19 protein-coding genes are annotated in these 15855 nt (G+C 70.5%); 7 read left to right on the top strand and 12 right to left on the bottom strand.

Features of this window, described 5'->3' with window-relative positions:
* Positions 1 to 155 precede the first annotated feature (155 nt).
* Complete coding sequence (locus HMPREF1529_RS00995) at positions 156 to 959, top strand: SDR family oxidoreductase (protein ID WP_016463344.1); 804 nt, start codon at positions 156 to 158, stop codon at positions 957 to 959.
* Between the two features lie 27 nt (positions 960 to 986).
* Here the strand turns inward: HMPREF1529_RS00995 and HMPREF1529_RS00990 are convergent, their stop codons facing one another.
* On the bottom strand, positions 987 to 2489 hold the full coding sequence (locus HMPREF1529_RS00990) for an MFS transporter (RefSeq protein WP_232212025.1): 1503 nt from the start codon (positions 2487 to 2489) through the stop codon (positions 987 to 989).
* A gap of 60 nt (positions 2490 to 2549) precedes the next feature.
* On the opposite strand from HMPREF1529_RS00990, the gene HMPREF1529_RS00985 reads away from it, so the two are divergent.
* Genes HMPREF1529_RS00985 through HMPREF1529_RS00975 form a run of 3 tightly spaced genes read left to right on the top strand, consistent with a single transcriptional unit; the run spans position 2550 to position 4383 of the window.
* Complete coding sequence (locus HMPREF1529_RS00985) at positions 2550 to 3050, top strand: phosphoribosyltransferase (protein ID WP_016463342.1); 501 nt, start codon at positions 2550 to 2552, stop codon at positions 3048 to 3050.
* Positions 3050 to 3739: a uracil-DNA glycosylase gene (locus HMPREF1529_RS00980; RefSeq protein WP_016463341.1), complete on the top strand. Its 690-nt coding sequence runs from the start codon at positions 3050 to 3052 to the stop codon at positions 3737 to 3739. The genes HMPREF1529_RS00985 and HMPREF1529_RS00980 overlap by 1 nt, the downstream gene beginning before the upstream one ends.
* 5 nt (positions 3740 to 3744) lie before the next feature.
* Entirely contained in the window at positions 3745 to 4383 is a 639-nt protein-coding gene (locus HMPREF1529_RS00975) for a GNAT family N-acetyltransferase (protein ID WP_005048370.1), read from the top strand.
* Here HMPREF1529_RS00975 and HMPREF1529_RS00970 read toward each other — a convergent pair.
* The 8 genes from HMPREF1529_RS00970 to HMPREF1529_RS00935 all read right to left on the bottom strand — a co-directional run bounded on the left by HMPREF1529_RS00970 (position 4372) and on the right by HMPREF1529_RS00935 (position 11885).
* The gene (locus HMPREF1529_RS00970) at positions 4372 to 4686 is read right to left on the bottom strand and encodes a protealysin inhibitor emfourin (protein ID WP_231860909.1); all 315 of its coding nucleotides are present in this window, start codon (positions 4684 to 4686) and stop codon (positions 4372 to 4374) included. The two genes, HMPREF1529_RS00975 and HMPREF1529_RS00970, sit on opposite strands and share 12 nt — an antisense overlap.
* 22 nt (positions 4687 to 4708) lie before the next feature.
* On the bottom strand, positions 4709 to 5809 hold the full coding sequence (locus HMPREF1529_RS00965; protein WP_016463340.1) for a M4 family metallopeptidase: 1101 nt from the start codon (positions 5807 to 5809) through the stop codon (positions 4709 to 4711).
* 62 nt (positions 5810 to 5871) lie between these two features.
* The gene (locus tag HMPREF1529_RS00960) at positions 5872 to 6675 is read right to left on the bottom strand and encodes an ABC transporter ATP-binding protein (RefSeq protein ID WP_005048375.1); all 804 of its coding nucleotides are present in this window, start codon (positions 6673 to 6675) and stop codon (positions 5872 to 5874) included.
* Entirely contained in the window at positions 6672 to 7460 is a 789-nt protein-coding gene (locus tag HMPREF1529_RS00955; RefSeq protein WP_005048378.1) for an ATP-binding cassette domain-containing protein, read from the bottom strand. The genes HMPREF1529_RS00960 and HMPREF1529_RS00955 overlap by 4 nt, the downstream gene beginning before the upstream one ends.
* A complete protein-coding gene (locus tag HMPREF1529_RS00950; RefSeq protein ID WP_016463339.1) occupies positions 7457 to 8335 on the bottom strand; it encodes an ABC transporter permease in 879 nt (292 codons plus the stop codon). Before HMPREF1529_RS00950 ends, HMPREF1529_RS00955 begins: the two co-directional genes overlap by 4 nt.
* On the bottom strand, positions 8332 to 9282 hold the full coding sequence (locus HMPREF1529_RS00945) for an ABC transporter permease (protein ID WP_016463338.1): 951 nt from the start codon (positions 9280 to 9282) through the stop codon (positions 8332 to 8334). Before HMPREF1529_RS00945 ends, HMPREF1529_RS00950 begins: the two co-directional genes overlap by 4 nt.
* Entirely contained in the window at positions 9279 to 10790 is a 1512-nt protein-coding gene (locus tag HMPREF1529_RS00940; RefSeq protein ID WP_016463337.1) for an ABC transporter substrate-binding protein, read from the bottom strand. Before HMPREF1529_RS00940 ends, HMPREF1529_RS00945 begins: the two co-directional genes overlap by 4 nt.
* 153 nt (positions 10791 to 10943) lie before the next feature.
* Positions 10944 to 11885 (bottom strand): alpha/beta hydrolase, encoded by a 942-nt coding sequence (locus tag HMPREF1529_RS00935; RefSeq protein ID WP_016463336.1) that lies wholly within the window; start codon positions 11883 to 11885, stop codon positions 10944 to 10946.
* A gap of 103 nt (positions 11886 to 11988) precedes the next feature.
* On the opposite strand from HMPREF1529_RS00935, the gene HMPREF1529_RS00930 reads away from it, so the two are divergent.
* The 3 genes from HMPREF1529_RS00930 to HMPREF1529_RS00920 are packed head-to-tail and all read left to right on the top strand — an operon-like array spanning position 11989 to position 13720.
* The gene (locus HMPREF1529_RS00930; protein ID WP_005048390.1) at positions 11989 to 12483 is read left to right on the top strand and encodes a carboxymuconolactone decarboxylase family protein; all 495 of its coding nucleotides are present in this window, start codon (positions 11989 to 11991) and stop codon (positions 12481 to 12483) included.
* Positions 12480 to 13190, top strand: coding sequence for a tyrosine-protein phosphatase (locus HMPREF1529_RS00925; protein WP_005048393.1), 711 nt, complete (start codon positions 12480 to 12482; stop codon positions 13188 to 13190). Before HMPREF1529_RS00930 ends, HMPREF1529_RS00925 begins: the two co-directional genes overlap by 4 nt.
* A 38-nt stretch (positions 13191 to 13228) precedes the next feature.
* A complete protein-coding gene (locus tag HMPREF1529_RS00920) occupies positions 13229 to 13720 on the top strand; it encodes an SIP domain-containing protein (protein WP_016463335.1) in 492 nt (163 codons plus the stop codon).
* Here HMPREF1529_RS00920 and HMPREF1529_RS00915 read toward each other — a convergent pair.
* The 3 genes from HMPREF1529_RS00915 to HMPREF1529_RS00905 all read right to left on the bottom strand — a co-directional run bounded on the left by HMPREF1529_RS00915 (position 13707) and on the right by HMPREF1529_RS00905 (position 15814).
* The gene (locus HMPREF1529_RS00915) at positions 13707 to 14180 is read right to left on the bottom strand and encodes a hypothetical protein (protein ID WP_016463334.1); all 474 of its coding nucleotides are present in this window, start codon (positions 14178 to 14180) and stop codon (positions 13707 to 13709) included. The genes HMPREF1529_RS00920 and HMPREF1529_RS00915 overlap by 14 nt on opposite strands.
* Positions 14177 to 14989, bottom strand: coding sequence for an arginase family protein (locus tag HMPREF1529_RS00910; RefSeq protein ID WP_016463333.1), 813 nt, complete (start codon positions 14987 to 14989; stop codon positions 14177 to 14179). The genes HMPREF1529_RS00915 and HMPREF1529_RS00910 overlap by 4 nt, the downstream gene beginning before the upstream one ends.
* A gap of 87 nt (positions 14990 to 15076) precedes the next feature.
* Positions 15077 to 15814 (bottom strand): PspA/IM30 family protein, encoded by a 738-nt coding sequence (locus HMPREF1529_RS00905; protein WP_016463332.1) that lies wholly within the window; start codon positions 15812 to 15814, stop codon positions 15077 to 15079.
* Between the last annotated feature and the right edge of the window lie 41 nt (positions 15815 to 15855).

Below are 15855 nucleotides of genomic sequence, written 5' to 3'. Positions count from 1 at the left end.
CATCGGGTGAATCGGAAGAGGAGGGGGAGCCGAGATCGGATGCCGCGGCCACCACCGACAGTAGGGTTCGCGCCCGTTGTCAACAACGGTCGGGAAATGTGACGTAACGAACGGCGCGCGTCTCGGCATCCGAGGCCGTGTCGTAGCGTGGGGGCATGACTTCGCCGCAGGAGAGCCCTCAGGACCATCGTCGTCGCGCCGTGGTGACGGGAGCGAGCTCCGGGATCGGCGCCGCGACCGTCCGGACGCTGCGGGCATCGGGCTGGGATGTGGTGGGCGTGGCCCGCCGCGCGGAGAGGCTGGTGGCTCTGGATCGCGAGACGGGGTCGGCGTCGTTCGCCGCCGACCTGTCGAACGAAGCCGACGTGGCGGCGCTCGCCGAGCACGTCGCCCGCACCGGGGCGGTGCACGCCCTTGTGCACGTCGCCGGCGGTGCGCGGGGGACCGATCGGGTCGAAGACGGCGACCCGGCCGACTGGCGCTGGATGTTCGAGGCGAACGTGCTCTCGGCGCAGCTGGTGACGGCGGCGCTGCTGCCGTTGCTGCGCTCCGGCATCGAGGACGGCGGCCACGCCGACACGCTCTATGTCACGTCGACGGCGGCGCAGACGGCCTACCCCGGGGGAGCCGGCTACAACGCGGCGAAGGCGGGGGAGGCGATGCTCGTGCACGCCCTGCGCCTGGAGCTGAACGGGGAGCCGATTCGCGTCACCGAGGTCGCACCGGGGATGGTCCACACCGAGGAGTTCACGCTCAACCGACTCGGCGGCGACAGCGTCACGGCCGAGAAGGTCTACGAAGGCGTCGAGCACCCGCTGATCGCCGACGATGTCGCGGACGTCATCGCGTACGCCCTCAACGCGCCCGGCCACGTCAACCTGGACCTCGTGACGATGCGCCCGGTCGCCCAGTCCGCGCAGCACCTGCTCGCGCGCGGTCGCCTCCGCCCGCGCGGCTGACGTCCCGATGCGTGGGGGCGGGTGCGATCAGGACGCGGGGGCGTCGGCGAACGCGACCTTCGGGACGAAGACGAGCAGCAGGGCGGCGAGGAAGCCGCCGCCGGCGCAGATCGCCCACACCGTGAGGTAGCCGCCGAGGGAGGCCGCGGTCTGGCTGGCCACGGCGCCGGCTCCCGCCGCGAGCACCACACCGAAGACGGCCGACGAGAACGACCCGCCGATCGTCTTGGTCGTATTGGTGAGCGCCGTCGCAATGCCGGTCTGCCCGCGTGGGGCGGCGGCCGCCGCGGCCGCCGGCAGTGCCCCGACGAGCGCGCCGCAGCCGAGCCCGGCGATCGAGAGGTTCAGCAGCACCTGCCACAGTTCCCGGTGGAACGGCAGGAACAGCAGATAGCCGACACCCACGAGCAGGGATGCCGCGATCAGCACGACACGGGGGCTCGCCCGACGCGACGTCACGGCGAACAGCACGGCGCCCACGATGAGGGAGACGAGGTAGACGCCGATGATGTTCGAGCGCTGCGTGGCATCCAATCCGAGTCCGTAGCCGAGGGAGGGATCGGTGCCGGCGTACGTCGACAGCGGCCCCTGGGCGCCGAGCAGGCTGATCCCGATCAGGAACGCGGTCGCCTGCACAGGCCACATCTCGGGCCGGCGCAGCACGCGGATGTCGACCGCGGGGTCGTCCTGACGCAGTTCGAAGCGCACGAACCACACGAACACCGCGATCCCGGCGAGAAGCAGAGCGATGACCCAGACCCAGGCCCCGGCGCCCAGCGCGAGCTCGCCGATCATCCGCATCCAGGCCAGACCGCCCGTCACGAGCAGCAGTGCCCACGCGAGCAGCACGAAGCCCCACGTGTCGAGGCTTCGTCCGCCCTCGGGTGCGGATTCGGGAACGCCGATCCAGATCACCAGTGCGACGAGCGTCACCGCGATCGCCGGCACGACGAGCGTCGCGGTGAGGTTCTGGCCGCTCGCGGCGAAGATCCGCCCGGCGGCGAGAGCACCGATGATCGCCCCTGCCTCCAGCCCGACGACCAGCAGACCCGCCGCGCGGCGGGTCGTCGAGACCCCGCGCTGCTGCACCCGCCCGCGCTCGAAGATGAGGGCGATCTCCAGCGGGAGCCAGACGACGTAGAAGCCCTGCAGCGCCCACGCGATGAGAAAGCTCCAGAAGGAGGTCGCGAACACCAGCCACCACGTCGCCCCGGCGGTGAGGATCGCAGCGATGAGCAGGATGCGCTTGTGCCCGTACATGTCGCCGAGCTTCGCCAGCACCGGGACGACGAGCGCAGACAGCAGCAGCTGTGCCGCCTCGAACCAGTTGACGTCGGAGTCGTGGATGCCGAGGGAGACGACGATGTCGCTGAACAGCGGCACGTAATAGCCCTGCAGGATGCCGCTGACGATCTCGACGAGGATGAACCACCCGATGAGGCCGGCGGTGATGCCGAGTCCGCCGGGAAGTCGGACCGAGCGCGTGCGGGGGCTCTTCGCCGTCGAGGAGCCTGCGGAGGAGGAGGTCACGGCGTTCACTCTAGCCACGCCTGTGCGCAGCGCACCGCAGCGGCGCCTAGGCTGAATGCCGTGACGAGCGAGCGCGAAGTACTGACGTGGGACGGTTTCGGTGAGGCGACCCGGGCGTTGTCCCGATCGATCGTGGCGGACGGGTTCGTTCCCGACGTCGTGGTGGCGATCGCCCGCGGGGGTCTGCTGCCCGCCGGTGCCATCGCTTACGGTCTGGGGGTGAAGAGCTGCGGCGCCCTGAACGTGGAGTTCTACACCGGCATCGGCACCGTGCTCGAGGCGCCGGCGCTGCTGCCGCCCGACCTCGACCTCGGTTACCTGCCCGGCAAGCGCGTCCTGCTCGTCGACGACGTCGCCGACAGTGGGCGCACGCTCGCCCTCGCCGTCAAGATGCTGCGCGACGCCGATGCCGACGTGCGATCGGTCTGCATCTACACGAAGCCCGGCAGTGTCGCCCAGCCCGACTTCTCGTGGCGCGAGACCGACCGCTGGATCGACTTCCCGTGGTCGGCCGCCGGCTCGGTGATCGAGGAGGACGCCGGCGCGGAGGCGAGCGCCTGATGGCGATGGCACTCGATGAGCTGGCAGCCGCCGGACTCATCGATGCCGACTGGGCGCGCGCGCTCGCTCCCGTGGCGCCGGATATCGCCGCCCTCGGTGAGCGCCTGCGCGCCGAGACCGCGGCGGGTCGGCACTATCTTCCGGCCGGAGACAAGGTGCTCCGCGCCTTCGCGAGGCCGGTCGCCGAGGTCAAGGTGCTCATCGTCGGGCAGGACCCCTACCCGACGCCGGGTCACCCGATCGGCCTCTCGTTCGCCGTCGATGCGCACGTGCGGCCCCTGCCGCGGAGCCTGGCGAACATCTACCAGGAGCTCGAGGCCGACCTCGGCATTCCGCGGGCGCCCCACGGCGACCTCTCCGCCTGGAGCGACCAGGGCGTCATGCTGCTCAACCGCGTGCTGACGGTGGCCCCCGGCGCTCCCGCGTCGCACCGCGGGTGGGGATGGGAGACGGTCACCGAGCACGCGATCCGCACCCTCGTCGCCCGGGATCGGCCTCTGGTCGCGGTGCTGTGGGGGCGGGATGCCGCGAACCTCCGCCCTCTTCTCGGGGAGACGCCGATCGTGGAGTCGGCCCATCCGTCTCCGCTGTCGGCCAGCCGCGGCTTCTTCGGGTCACGGCCCTTCTCGCGCGTCAACGACCTGCTGGCGCAGCAGGGTGCGACGCCGGTCGACTGGCGTTTAGGCTGAGCGACATGCTGGAGGAGGAGTACGACAAGAGTCGCCGGCGGCTGCCCGTGCATCTGCGGCGCAGCGAGCAGGAGCGTCCCTTCTCGTACGAGATCAGGCCGGTGCGTGACGGCGACATCCCCGACATTCGGGAGATCTACAACTACTACGTCACCAACTCGGTCGTGACCTTCGACGAGAAGAAGTGGTCGCTGGCTCAGTGGCGCGAGAAGCTCGCCCACCTCTCGAAGTTGGGGATGCCGTTCCTCGTCGCGCAGTCCCCGGGCGGTCAGATCCTCGGCTACGCGCTCGTGCAGCCGATGTCGGCGAAGTCGGCCTATCGCTACAGCGTGGAGAACTCGATCTACCTGGGGCAGGCTGCGACGGGCAAAGGGCTCGGCCGCGCGCTCCTGGAGGCGCTGATCGCGGCCAGCGAAGCGGCCGGCATCCATCAGATGGTCGCGGTGATCAGCGACAAGGGCGCGGAGTCGTCGATCGCGCTGCACGAGAGGCTCGGCTTCGTCGAGGTCGGACGCATGGGCCGCGTCGGCTTCAAGTTCGGCCGCTGGCTCGGCACGATCTACCTGCAGAAGCAGCTGTCGCCCGCGAAGAAGAAGCGGTCGCTGTTCTCACGCTCAGAGCGCTCGGAGCAGTCAGCGGGCTGAGGGCGTGGCCGCGCGGACGGCGTCGATCAGGGCGCGCCACGCGCCCTGGGCCTCCGCCTCGCTGACGATCGCACGGTGGGAACGACCGTCGATGCGCGCTTCGATGGTCCAGGTGAAGCGGTCGGCGCCGCGCGAGGCGACAGAAGCGGCGGAGGTCGGGGCAGCGGAGTCTCCGGCCGTGCCGGCGGCGTCCCAGGGGCAGCGTTCCACCAGCGGAATCCAGTGCGCACTCTCCTGGGGAGGCGCCGACACCTGCCATCGGCGGGTGACTCCCGCGACACCGCCGGCGCGCGCCACACTCACACTCAGGGTTCGGGCGTCCGGGTCAGCCGTGGACTCCGGCGGGACGCGCGGGTCGGGGTGATTCGTCACGGGCGGTCACGCCGACGGCGTTCCACGCGGTGCGGACGGCGTCGGCTTCCTCCGATCTCTCACCGTACTCCCGCTGCGCGACCGCGGTGGTCGCTGCCGCGAACGCGGAGAAATCCGCCGTCGGCGACAGAGTGCCCTCCGTCACCGTGAGGTACCAGATGCGGCCGGCCCGCTCCCACGCAGAGCCGCTGAGGGCGGTGGCGACGAGGTGGAAGGCCTTGTTAGGGATGCCGGAGTTGATGTGCACACCGCCGTTGTCCTCGCTCGTGTGGACGAAATCGCGCATGTGGGCCGGCTGAGGATCTGTGCCGAGTACGTCGTCGTCGTACGCCGTTCCTGGCGCCTTCATCGACCGCAGCGCCACCCCCTGCACGGCATCGGTGAAGATGCCGGCGCCGATCAGCCACGACGCCTCCGCGGCGCTCTGGCCGTGCAGGTGCTGCTCGGTCAGCGCGCCGAAGACGTCGGCGACGGATTCGTTCAGGGCGCCGGACTGGCCCTGATACGCGAGGCCGCCGCCGTGCTCGATCACACCGTGACCGAGTTCGTGTCCGATGACGCTGATCGACGAGGTGAAGCCCCGGAAGACCTCGCCGTCGCCGTCGCCGAACACCATGCGCTCGCCGTTCCAGAACGCGTTGTCGTAGCGGTCGCCGTAGTGCACGCTCGCCGCGAGGGTTCCGCCCGCGCCGTCGATCGAGCGGCGTGCGAACGCGTCCCAGAACAGATCGAAGCTCGCGCCCAGCCCGTCGAAGGCCTGGTTCACGGCCGCATCCGCGACGGGCGGGTCGTCTTCACCGCGCACACGCACGCCCGGAAGCGTCTCGCGGTGCCGGACGTCCGAGACGACCCGGTCGGGCGCGGGCTCTCCCTGGAGCACGAGAGCATCACCGTCGACCGAGAGATCCAGGCGCGCGCGCCCCCGTTCATGCCCGGGGAGGTACGCCCGGGGGATCGCGAGGGTCGCGCGGGCGGCCTCGGCCGCGTCCGCGAGGTGCGGGGCGTCGGTGGCGGCCAGGCGAGACAGCAGATACGGCGGGACGATCGCGAACATGGCGTCACCCTACGCTCGGCATCCGACGTGCGCTGCCGGCTGACGTCCGCGCTCGCGAGCGATCACTCCCGCGGCGGGTCGATCACCGGGATGGAGGCGAGCAGTCGACGGGTGTAGGCGACCTGCGGGGCGAGCAGGACCTTCTCGGTGGGGCCCTCCTCGACGATGCGGCCGTCCTTCATGACGATCACTTCGTCGCAGAGGTTCTGCACGACGCCGATGTCGTGCGACACCATCACGAGGGTGAGACTCTCCCGCTGCCGCAGCTCGCGCAGCAGTTCCAGGATCTGCGCGCGCACCGTGACATCGAGCGCCGAGAGCGGTTCATCGCCGACGAGGATGCGAGGGCGGTGCACGATCGCGCGTGCCAGAGCGATGCGCTGGCGCTGCCCGCCGGAGAACTCGTGCGGGTAGCGGTCGGCCATCGCGGCCTCGAGCCCGACGGCCTCGAGCACCTCGCGCACGCGCGCACGGCGATCTCCCGGGATGTCCAGCGCCCAGAGGGGCTCGCCGACGATCCGTCCGATGCTCATGCGGGGGTCCAGCGACGCGTACGGATCCTGGAACACGATGCCGGTCTCGCGGCGCAGCCAGTGCAGCGACCGCGCCGAGGCGCGCGCATCGACCGAGCGGCCCGCCATCGTGACGGTGCCTGTCGTGGGGACGTCCAGCCCCAGCAGCAGCCTGACGAGAGTCGACTTGCCGGAGCCCGACTCGCCGATGATGCCGACGGCGGAGCCTGCGAAGACATCGACGTCGGCGTCCTCGAGAGCCGTGGTCCATCGCGCCCGGCCGAACAGGCCGGTTCCGCGCTGGCGGAATCGACGGCTGACAGCGCGCGCGCTGAGCAGGGGAGCCGCGTTCATGCCCCACCTCCCGGTCGCCACAGCGTCGCGGTGGCGTCGCGCAGCAATCCCTGAGTCACCGGCGATGCCGGTGCCGTGAGCAGCCGTGAGAGCGGCCCGTGCTCGACCACGCGCCCGTGCTCCAGCACGACGGCATGCGTGGCGATCTGGGAGAGCACCGCGAGGTCGTGCGTGATGAACACGAGGGACATCCCGTCGCGGGCGACGAGACCGGCGAGCAGTTCGAGCACCTCCGCCTGGATCGTGACGTCGAGGGCCGTCGTCGGCTCGTCGGCGATCAGGAGCCGCGGCCGGCAGGCGAGGGCCATGGCGATGGCCACGCGCTGGCGCTGCCCGCCGGAGAGCTGGTGCGGGTAGCGGCGGACGATCTGCGCAGGGTCGGGCAGGTGCACACGCTCCGCCTCGGCGATCGCGCGCGCCGCGGCATCCCGCCGACCGAGGCCTTCGTGGATGCGCACCGACTCGGCGATCTGACGTCCGACGGTGCGGATCGGGTTCAGCGCTGTGCGCGGCTCCTGGAAGACGATGCCGATCTCATCTCCGCGCAGCCGGGCGAGTTCGCGGTCCGGCAGGCCGATCAGCTCGCGCTCATTCCAGCGGATGCTGCCGGTGGCCGTCGCGGCATCCGGCAGCAGACCGAGGATGGCGAGCGCGGTGAGGGACTTGCCCGACCCCGACTCTCCGATGAGGCCCACCCGCGCGCCGTCGGGAACGTCGAAGGAGACGTCGTCGACGACGCGGCGGCCCTCGATCTCGATCGAGAGGTTGCGCACCACGAGGCTCATGAGATCACCGCCGTCGTGTGGGTCTGCGCCGCCGTGCGCCGACGCGTGAGGGTGGGGTCGGTCGCTTCGCGCAGCGCGTCGCCGAGCAGGTTGAGCCCGAGCACCGTGATCGTGATCGCCAGTCCCGGCCAGACGACGCTGAGCGGGTGCACGGAGATGTACTGCTGCAGATCCTTCAGCAGCAGCCCCCAGCTGGGCTCGGTGAGCGGGGCGCCGAAGCCGAGGTAGCTGAGCCCGGCCTCGGCGAGCACGGCGACGGCCATACCCCACGACAGCTGGACGATGAACACCGGCGCGACGTTCGGCAGCAGGTGGCGGTACAGATTCTGCAACGGGGTGAGGCCGGCGGCGCGACCGGCGAGCACGAAGTCGCTGTGCAGCACGCGGCGTAATTCGGGGCGCGTCACCCGTGCGATGTTGACGCCGAAGCCGATGCCGACCGAGACGATCACGACCCACAGCGAGCCGCCCCAGACCGACGAGATCATCATGGCGATCAGCAGCACCGGGAACGCGATCAGGATGTCGACGAGCACCGCGACGCTCTCCCGCACCCACCGCGCGGTGAGGGCGCCGAGGGTCGCGAGGGCGCCGCCGATGACGGTCGCCACGAGTCCGGCACCGAGAGCCACCCACACCGTCGTGCGCGCTCCGGCCATCAGCAGGCTCAGGATGTCGCGGCCCGCGCCGTCCGTGCCGAGCAGGTGCGGCCACCCCGGCGCAGCCCAGCGTCCCTCGACGTCGACTGTCTGCGGATCGAACGGCAGCCAGAACCGTGCGACCAGGGCGACGGCGCCGATCGCCAGCACGACGACGAGGCCGAAGCGTCCGGTCGACAGTGCCCACAGCCGACGCAGCCAGGTGAACCTGCTCACTCCGCCTCCCGCTGTCGAGGGTCGATGAGGCGGTGGACGAGGTCGACGACGAAGCCGACGACGAGCACGAAGCCGGTGAGTACCAGCAGCTCGCCCTGCACCTTGAGCAGGTCGCGCTTGCCGACGTCCTCGACAAGCATGCGTCCGATGCCGGGCAGGCTGAACAGCTGCTCGATGACGACGGCGCCGACGATGATGCCCGCCACCTGCAGCCCCAGAACCGTGATGATGGACAGCCCCACCGTGGGCAGTCCGTGCCGGATGAGGGCTTGCGTGCGGGTGAGGCCCTTCGCCGCCGCCGTGCGGACGAAGTCCTCTCCCGTCGCCTGGAGGGTCGCAGAACGCACGAACCGCATCAGCATCGCCCCCTCGACGACGCCGATCGTGATGGCCGGCAACAGCAGCGCCCGGACGGCGGATGCCGGGTCGTTCCAGCCTGCGCGCGGGAACCCCTGGGCGGGCACCCAGCCGAGCCAGACAGCGAACACGAGCACCAGCATCATCCCGGCCCACACCACCGGGACAGCGGCGACGGTCTGGGCCCCGACCGACAGCGCGGTGCCGTCGGGGCGGCCGCGGCGGACGGCGGAGAGGACACCGAACGGCAGTGCGATCAGCAGGGCGACGGTCATCGCCATGAGTCCGAGCGGAATCGTCACCTGGGCCTTCTCGGCGAGCTGGGCCGCCACAGGGGCACCGGTCAGCAGCGACTGGCCGAGGTCTCCACGGAAGACACCGCCGATCCAGGACAGGTACTGCACCGCAAGGGGCTCTGCGAGCCCGAGGCGCTCACGGATCGCGGCGACCTGCGCCGGGCCCGCATCGATCCCGGCGATGAGCTGCGCCACATCGCCGGGAAGGATCCGCAGCGTCAGGAAGATCAGCGCGCTGGCGACGAACAGGCCCAGCACGAGCAGGGCCAGTCGCGTCAGCGCGTAGCGGATCACACCTTGCTCTTGGCCAGCTCGGCGAGGTTGATGCGCTCGTTGACGTTGACCGACGGGAATCCGCTCACGTTGGTGCCCACGGCGACGATCGACGCGCCGTTGTACAGCCAGTCGGCGGCCTGATCGTCGGCGACGATCTTCGCGGCCTGTGCCAGCAGGTCAGCGGATGTCTGCTCGTCGGTCGCGCTGAGCGACTGCTGGTAGAGCTTCTGCACCTCGGGGTTGTTGTAGGTGTAGTAGTAGTTCGGGTTCGCCCAGTTCTCGAAGTCGCGAGCCTCGGTGTGCAGCACGAAGCTGAGGTCGTAGTTCTTGTTCATGTAGACGTCGTTGAGCCACGTCGGGAACTCGACGGCCTTCACCTTCAGCGTGATGCCCACGTCATTCAGATTCGACACGAGGATCTGAGACACCGTGGTGCCGTAGAACGAGGGGATCGTGAGCGTGAGCGTGAGGTCTTTCACACCGGCGTCGGCGAGGAGCTTCTTCGCGGCGGCCGGGTCGAAGGGGGCGGTGGAGGACAGATCCGCGTAGCCGGGGTCGAGCTCGGGGATCGGGCCGTACAAGGTCTGGCCGGCGCCGAGCGCCTTGACGATGGCGTTGTGGTCGATGGCCTGGCGGATCGCCTGGCGCACGCGCTTGTCGGACAGGGGCGCCTTCGTCGAGTTCATCGCGAGCGTGCCCTTGTCGGTCGACTTTCCGAGCACGAGAGTGAAGTCACCGTTCGCCTCGACCTGGTCCTTGAGGTTGGCGTCGAAGCCCGTGACCACGTCGAGCTCGTGGGCGAGGGCACCGTTGAGCGCGGCCTGGTTGTCGGGAATGTAGCTGAAGACCACCTCCTTGACCTTGGCCTTGTCGCCCCAGTAGGCGTCGTTGCGGTCGAAGGTGATCGAGTCGCCCTGCTTCCAGCTGGTCAGCTTGTACGGCCCGGTGCCGTTGGCCTTCGTCTTGCGATCGGTGGTGTCGTCCTTCTTGAGGACGAGACCTGCCCGTCCGGTGAGGTTCCACAGCAGGCTGGAATCGGGCTGGCTGAGCGTGAGCACGACGTCCTTGCCGTTCGCGGCGATGCTCTGTACGCGTGCGAGTCGGTCGGAGTCGCTGTAGGACGCGGTGGACTTGACCTGCTCCAGCGACCAGACGACGTCATCGACGGTGAGCGGTGACCCGCTGTGGAAGGTGACGCCGTCGCGGAGCGTGAACGTGTAGGTGAGGCCGTCGGGCGAGACCTTGTAGTCGCTGGCCAGCTCCGGCTCGATCTTCTGGTCGGGAGTACGTGAGACGAGGCCCTGGTAGACGTTGTCGATCAGGATCTGGTCCAGGGCGGCACCGGCGGTCTCGCGGATGTCGAGGTTGCTCGGCTCGGAGACGAGGCGCACGTTCACGACCGCGTCAGGGTCGGGGGTGACGACGGTCGGGGACGCATCGGGCGTGGAACCGCCGGAGCAAGCGGTCAGCAGCAGGGCGCCGACGGCGAGGAGCGCGGCGGCAGCGACGGTGGTGCGGCGAAGCATGTGAGAGGTGTCCTTTCGGCAGCGCGGGCATGCGCGCGTGCTGTGCGCAGCTGCCCGCTGACTCGGGTGCGCGTTACAGCCTAGGCTTTGCGACGGCGGGTGCGGTCATCCGTGTTCGCTGCGGCGACACCGAGCGTCATGCGATCGGTCGCGTCAGCCGCGCGCGATCTGCACGATGAGCCGGGCGAGTTCGACCGGCTGCTCCTCCTGCACGTTGTGGCCCGAGTCGACCTCGACGAGGGATGCCGCCGGGAGGCGACGATGGAAGTCCTCGGCATCCGGGGGCGTCACGAAGCCGCGGCGTCCGCGCACGAGAGTGATCGGGGCCGTGGCGGCAGCGAGGTGATCCCACCCTTCGGCGGTGAGCGCGCCGCGGATCGCGTGACGTTGCGCCTCTGCGCTCGCCGCGGCATCCGCGTCGCCGGACAGCGCGTTCGCGAGGTGCGCGAAGTGGTGCTTCCACTCGACGCGGCCGTCCCCACGCACACGCGAGTTGAGGGCGACACCGCGGGTCGCGGCCTCGCGGGAGCCGCCGAGTCCGAACCAGAGCGCCCGCTCGACGAGTTCCTCGCGGCTGGCCCAGTCGGTGGGGCCGGCGAAGAAGGCGGCGATCTGCGCGGCGTCGCCGTCCGGGTCGATGCCGGGCGTGATGTCGACGACGATCAGCTCGCGCACGAGCTCGGGGTGCGCGGCGGCGAGCGCGGCGGCGGTCAGGCCACCGAGCGATTGACCGACGAGCACCTGTGGCGTGCCCGCTGTCCACGCGGCGACGGCCGGGGCGATGTCGGCGGCGAGGACGCCTCCGGTGTACGCGGCATCCGCCCGCCACGACGAGTCGCCGTGCCCTGGCAGGTCGACGGCGAGGGCGGGGATGCCGAGGGCGAGCACCGTCGTGTCCCACGTGTGCGCGTTGAGGCCGGAGCCGTGCAGGAACGTCACCTGCGGGGGAGTGAAGGCTGCCGTGACGGGATCCCCGTACTGCAGTGCGCTGACGACGCGGCCGTCGTCGAGGCGGTGGGTGAGGCGGCGGACGGGCGGGACGGCACCGATGCCGAGCTCGGCGGCCTGATCGGCCAGGAAGGAGAACTCATCCATCCGGACATTGTGCCTCCATCCGCGTTCGCACCGGTGATTTCGACGCACGGCTGCGCCGCGCGCTCGCCCGCTCGAGCGGGCCCACCCGTCCTAGGCTGATCGCATGAGCACCGAGCGTCGCGTTCACCTGTCCCGGTCGGCCCGTCCCGCGTACGACGCGCTGGAGGTGTTCTCGAAGACGGTCGGCGCGATCGCCGCCGAGGCGGGCATCGATGCGCGCCTGCGGGAGCTGGTGCTCATCCACGCGTCGCAGCTCAACGGATGCGCGTACTGCGTGCGCGTGCACGTCGACCGCGCGGTCGCGGCGGGTCTCGGCATCGATGAGATCGCCCAGCTCGCCGCCTGGCGGGACTCGGGCGTGTTCTCGGCCCGCGAACGCGCGGCTCTCGAACTGGCGGAGTGCTACGTCTTCATCCACGAGGAGGGTGTGCCCGACGAGGTCTACGACCGCGTCGGCGGCATCCTCTCGGAGCAGGAGTACGTCGCGATCAGCTGGCTGCTCGTGTCGATCAACGCCTTCAACCGCATCACGATCGCCGGAAAATATCCGGTCCCGCCGCGCGGGCGCCAGACGGGCGCGGGAGACGATCCGGCGTGAGCATCGTCTCCGGCGCTCTGAACTTCCGCGACGTCGGCGGGCTCCCGGCGGGCGGTGGCGTCACGCGTGCGGGTGTGCTGTTCCGTTCCGGCAATCTCGCCGGGCTGGACGAGGCCGGCCGCGAGGATCTCGTCGGTCTCGGAATCCGTCGCGTCGTCGACCTCCGCGCCGACGACGAAGTGGCCGTCGAGCCCAGCCGCGTCGCCGGCCTCGATCTCGAGACGATCCGGATCCCGCTCTTCCTCGGTTCGGTCGCCTCCTTCTTCGTCGAGGACCGCTCGCTCGCCGACGTCTACCGCGGCCTCGTCGACGAGTCGGCCGATCGGATGGTCGAGGTCGTCCGCGCCGTCCTCGAGGGCGCACCGGCGCTCGTGCACTGCACCGTCGGGAAGGACCGCACGGGCGTCGCCGTCGCGCTGCTGTTGGACGCCGTCGGCGTCGAGCATGACGCGATCGTGGCCGATTACGCGCGTACGGAACAGCTGCTCCCGGCGCGGCGCAATGCTCGCGTGCTCGCCTATCTGCGCAGCGTGCACCCCGACGCTCGCCATCTCGAAGACCTCGCGACACGCTCGCCGGCACCCGTCATGCAGGCGCTGTTGGAGGATGTGCGCGAGCGCTTCGGGTCGGCGGCGGGCTACCTCGTCGCGCACGGACTCCGCCGCGACGAGGTGGACGCGCTCGCGACGATCCTCATCGAACGCTGAGGTAAGGCTCGCCTTAATGGGCGTATGATCGAAGGATCATGACCTCCTCCGCGCTGCGTGCTGTGCACGACGAGTCCGCCTGCAAGGCGTCTCGTCACGCGCGGGTGCAGCAGCTCATCACGGCGGACGAGCACGCGCTGGCCGAGCTGGAGGCGCTCATCGCGACGCTGCCGATCTGCTCGACCGGTCGTGTCTTCATCGAGGTTCCCGACGCCTCGTGGATCACGCCGATCGCGGTTCCGGCGCGGATGGTCGTCACCTGGCTCGACCGCTCACGTCGCAGCGGCCAGCCCGGAACCGGCCGCTCCTGTGCTCCCGGCCAGGCCGTCAGCCGGGCCGTGACGGCGTGGGCCGATGAGATGCTCTGCGCAGACGGCGATGAGTCGACGTGCCAGGACGGCACCCGTATCCACCTTCTCGGCGGATTCCTCGGCACCGCCGACATCTTCGACCACCTCACCGAGCGCCTCGGAATCTCGCCTGCGGCGGTGCACACACCGGCGCGTTTCGGGCTGGTCAGCTCTCGCTGACCGTGCCTGCCCACGCTCCGCGCGCCACATAGTTGCCCTCTTCGAGGCCGGCGAGGATCTCGAACCGGTTCGTCAGCGGGTCGCGTCCCGCCAGGGCGTACAGCAGCGGCATGAGAAAGCCGTAGCGGCGCCATTGGCGCGCGTGCACGGCTTCGTGACGCAGCACGTCATCGCTGATGCGCGGTGAGTCGGTCAAGAAGCACCCGCCGACGCAGACCCCGCCGCGGCCGAACGTCCACGACGGCATGCCGGTGAACACCCAGAGGCCTCCGCGCCGATCGATGCGACCCGTCGACCACAGCGAGCCCCAGATCCAGCCCACGGCGGTTCCCCACCAGAAGCCGACGAGGCTGAGGGGGGAGTCGAGCAGGATGCCGGGAATCAGCGTATCGAGGCGGCGTCCGCGCGCCACGGCGCGGGCCGCCCGTTCCTGCCAGCCCGGCGGGGGCGACGCGATCACGCGAGCGCCCCGACGACCCGCAGGATCGTGCCGAGGTCGTCGACGGCCGCGGCCGGAGACGCCGGAGCGAATCCGGCGATCGACGCACCCACCAGGGGGAGGGTGCGTCGCGCGGCGGCGATCGCCGCGGTCAGCTCCCGCAGCGTCAGGCCGAACGGCGTCGGCCGGGTCACACCGGTGAGCTCGGCCGGGTCGAGCACGTCGAGGTCGACGTGGATGTAGACGGCCTCCGCTCCCGTGGCTGCCACGGCGGCGGCGATCGCCGCGCCGTCGCCGATCGCGTCGGCCGCGACGCTGCGGATATCGCTCTCGGCGAGGTGCACGGCCTCGCCCGGGTCGAGATCGCGGGCGCCCACCAGCACGAGACGATCGGCCGTCACGGCGCCGCTTCCGGGCACCGGTCCGCTCTCGTGCACGGCGCGCAGGGCCATGCCGCCGAACGCGCCCGACGGCGAGGTCGCGGCCGTGTTGAGGTCGCCGTGCGCGTCGAACCAGACCACCGCGAGCTCCGGGTGTCGGGCGGCATAATGGGCGATCGCGGGGACGGCGACGCCGCAGTCGCCGCCGACGATGAGTGCCGCCTCGTCGCTGACCGCGAGTTCCGCGGTGAGGGCGTCGGCGACGCGATGCAGCGCGCTGAAACGCCGGATGCCGGTCTCCAGCGCTTCACCGGCTTCTGCCGGCACGTCCACGCGCGCGGTCGCCGCGCGAGGCAGGTCGCCCGCGATCGCCTCGGCGCCGTCCACGAGCAACATCGCGCGCGCGGCGGGGGAGCCCTGCCACTGCGGAACCACCACGAAGCGGGTCATCTTCCCTTCCTTCCCTGCGCGCCCCGCGACGTCCGCGTCCCGGCATCCGCCGTGCGGCGAACCCCGGGACGCGGACCGTCATCCTGCCTACTTCTCCAGCGCCGCCGCGCCGGTGCCGCCGCTCTTCAGAGCAGCCAGGCGCGCCTCGACCTCGGTGAGCTCACCCACGTCCTCGAGCTCGTTGAACTGCGCGTCCAGGGTGGATGCCGCCAGCTCCGCCTTGCCGGCGGCGAGCGCCTCCTGGCGACGCACCTTGTCTTCGAAGCGGCCGAGCTCGCTCGTGGGGTCGAGCACGTCGATCGACTTGACCGCGTCGTGCACCTTGTTCTGCGCTTCTGCGGTCTTGGCGCGGGCGAGCAGCTCGCTGCGCTTGGCCTTCAGCTGCTCCAGCTTCTGCTTCATGCCGTTGAGGCCGTCCTTGAGCTTGGCGACGACCTCCGTCTGAGAGCTGATCGTCGGCTCGACGGCCTTGGCTTCGTTCTCCTCGCTGATCTGGCGCTGCAGCGCGATCTTGGCGAGGTTGTCGAACTTGTCGGCATCCGCGGTGCTGCCGCTCGCACGCAGCTCGTCGGCCTTGCGACTGGCGGCGAGAGCCTTGTTGCCCCATTCGGCGGCGGCGCGCACGTCTTCTTCATGGTCGCGCTCGAGCAGGCGCAGGTTGCCGATGGTCTCGGCGATCGCGGACTCGGCGTCGGCGATGGAGTTGGTGTAATCGCGCACCAGCTGATCGAGCATCTTCTGCGGGTCTTCGGCGGCGTCGAGCATGGCGTTGACGTTCGCCTTCACGAGCGTCGAGATGCGACCGAAGATGGACTGCTTTGCCATCGTTTTTCCTTTCCTAACGGGAGACTTCCCAGGGTGCGAGG

The sequence above is a fragment of the Microbacterium sp. oral taxon 186 str. F0373 genome, assembly GCF_000411455.1.
Lineage (GTDB): Bacteria > Actinomycetota > Actinomycetes > Actinomycetales > Microbacteriaceae > Microbacterium.
The sequence above is the reverse complement of the archived record's forward strand: the minus strand, read 5'-3'. Positions and strand labels throughout refer to the sequence as shown.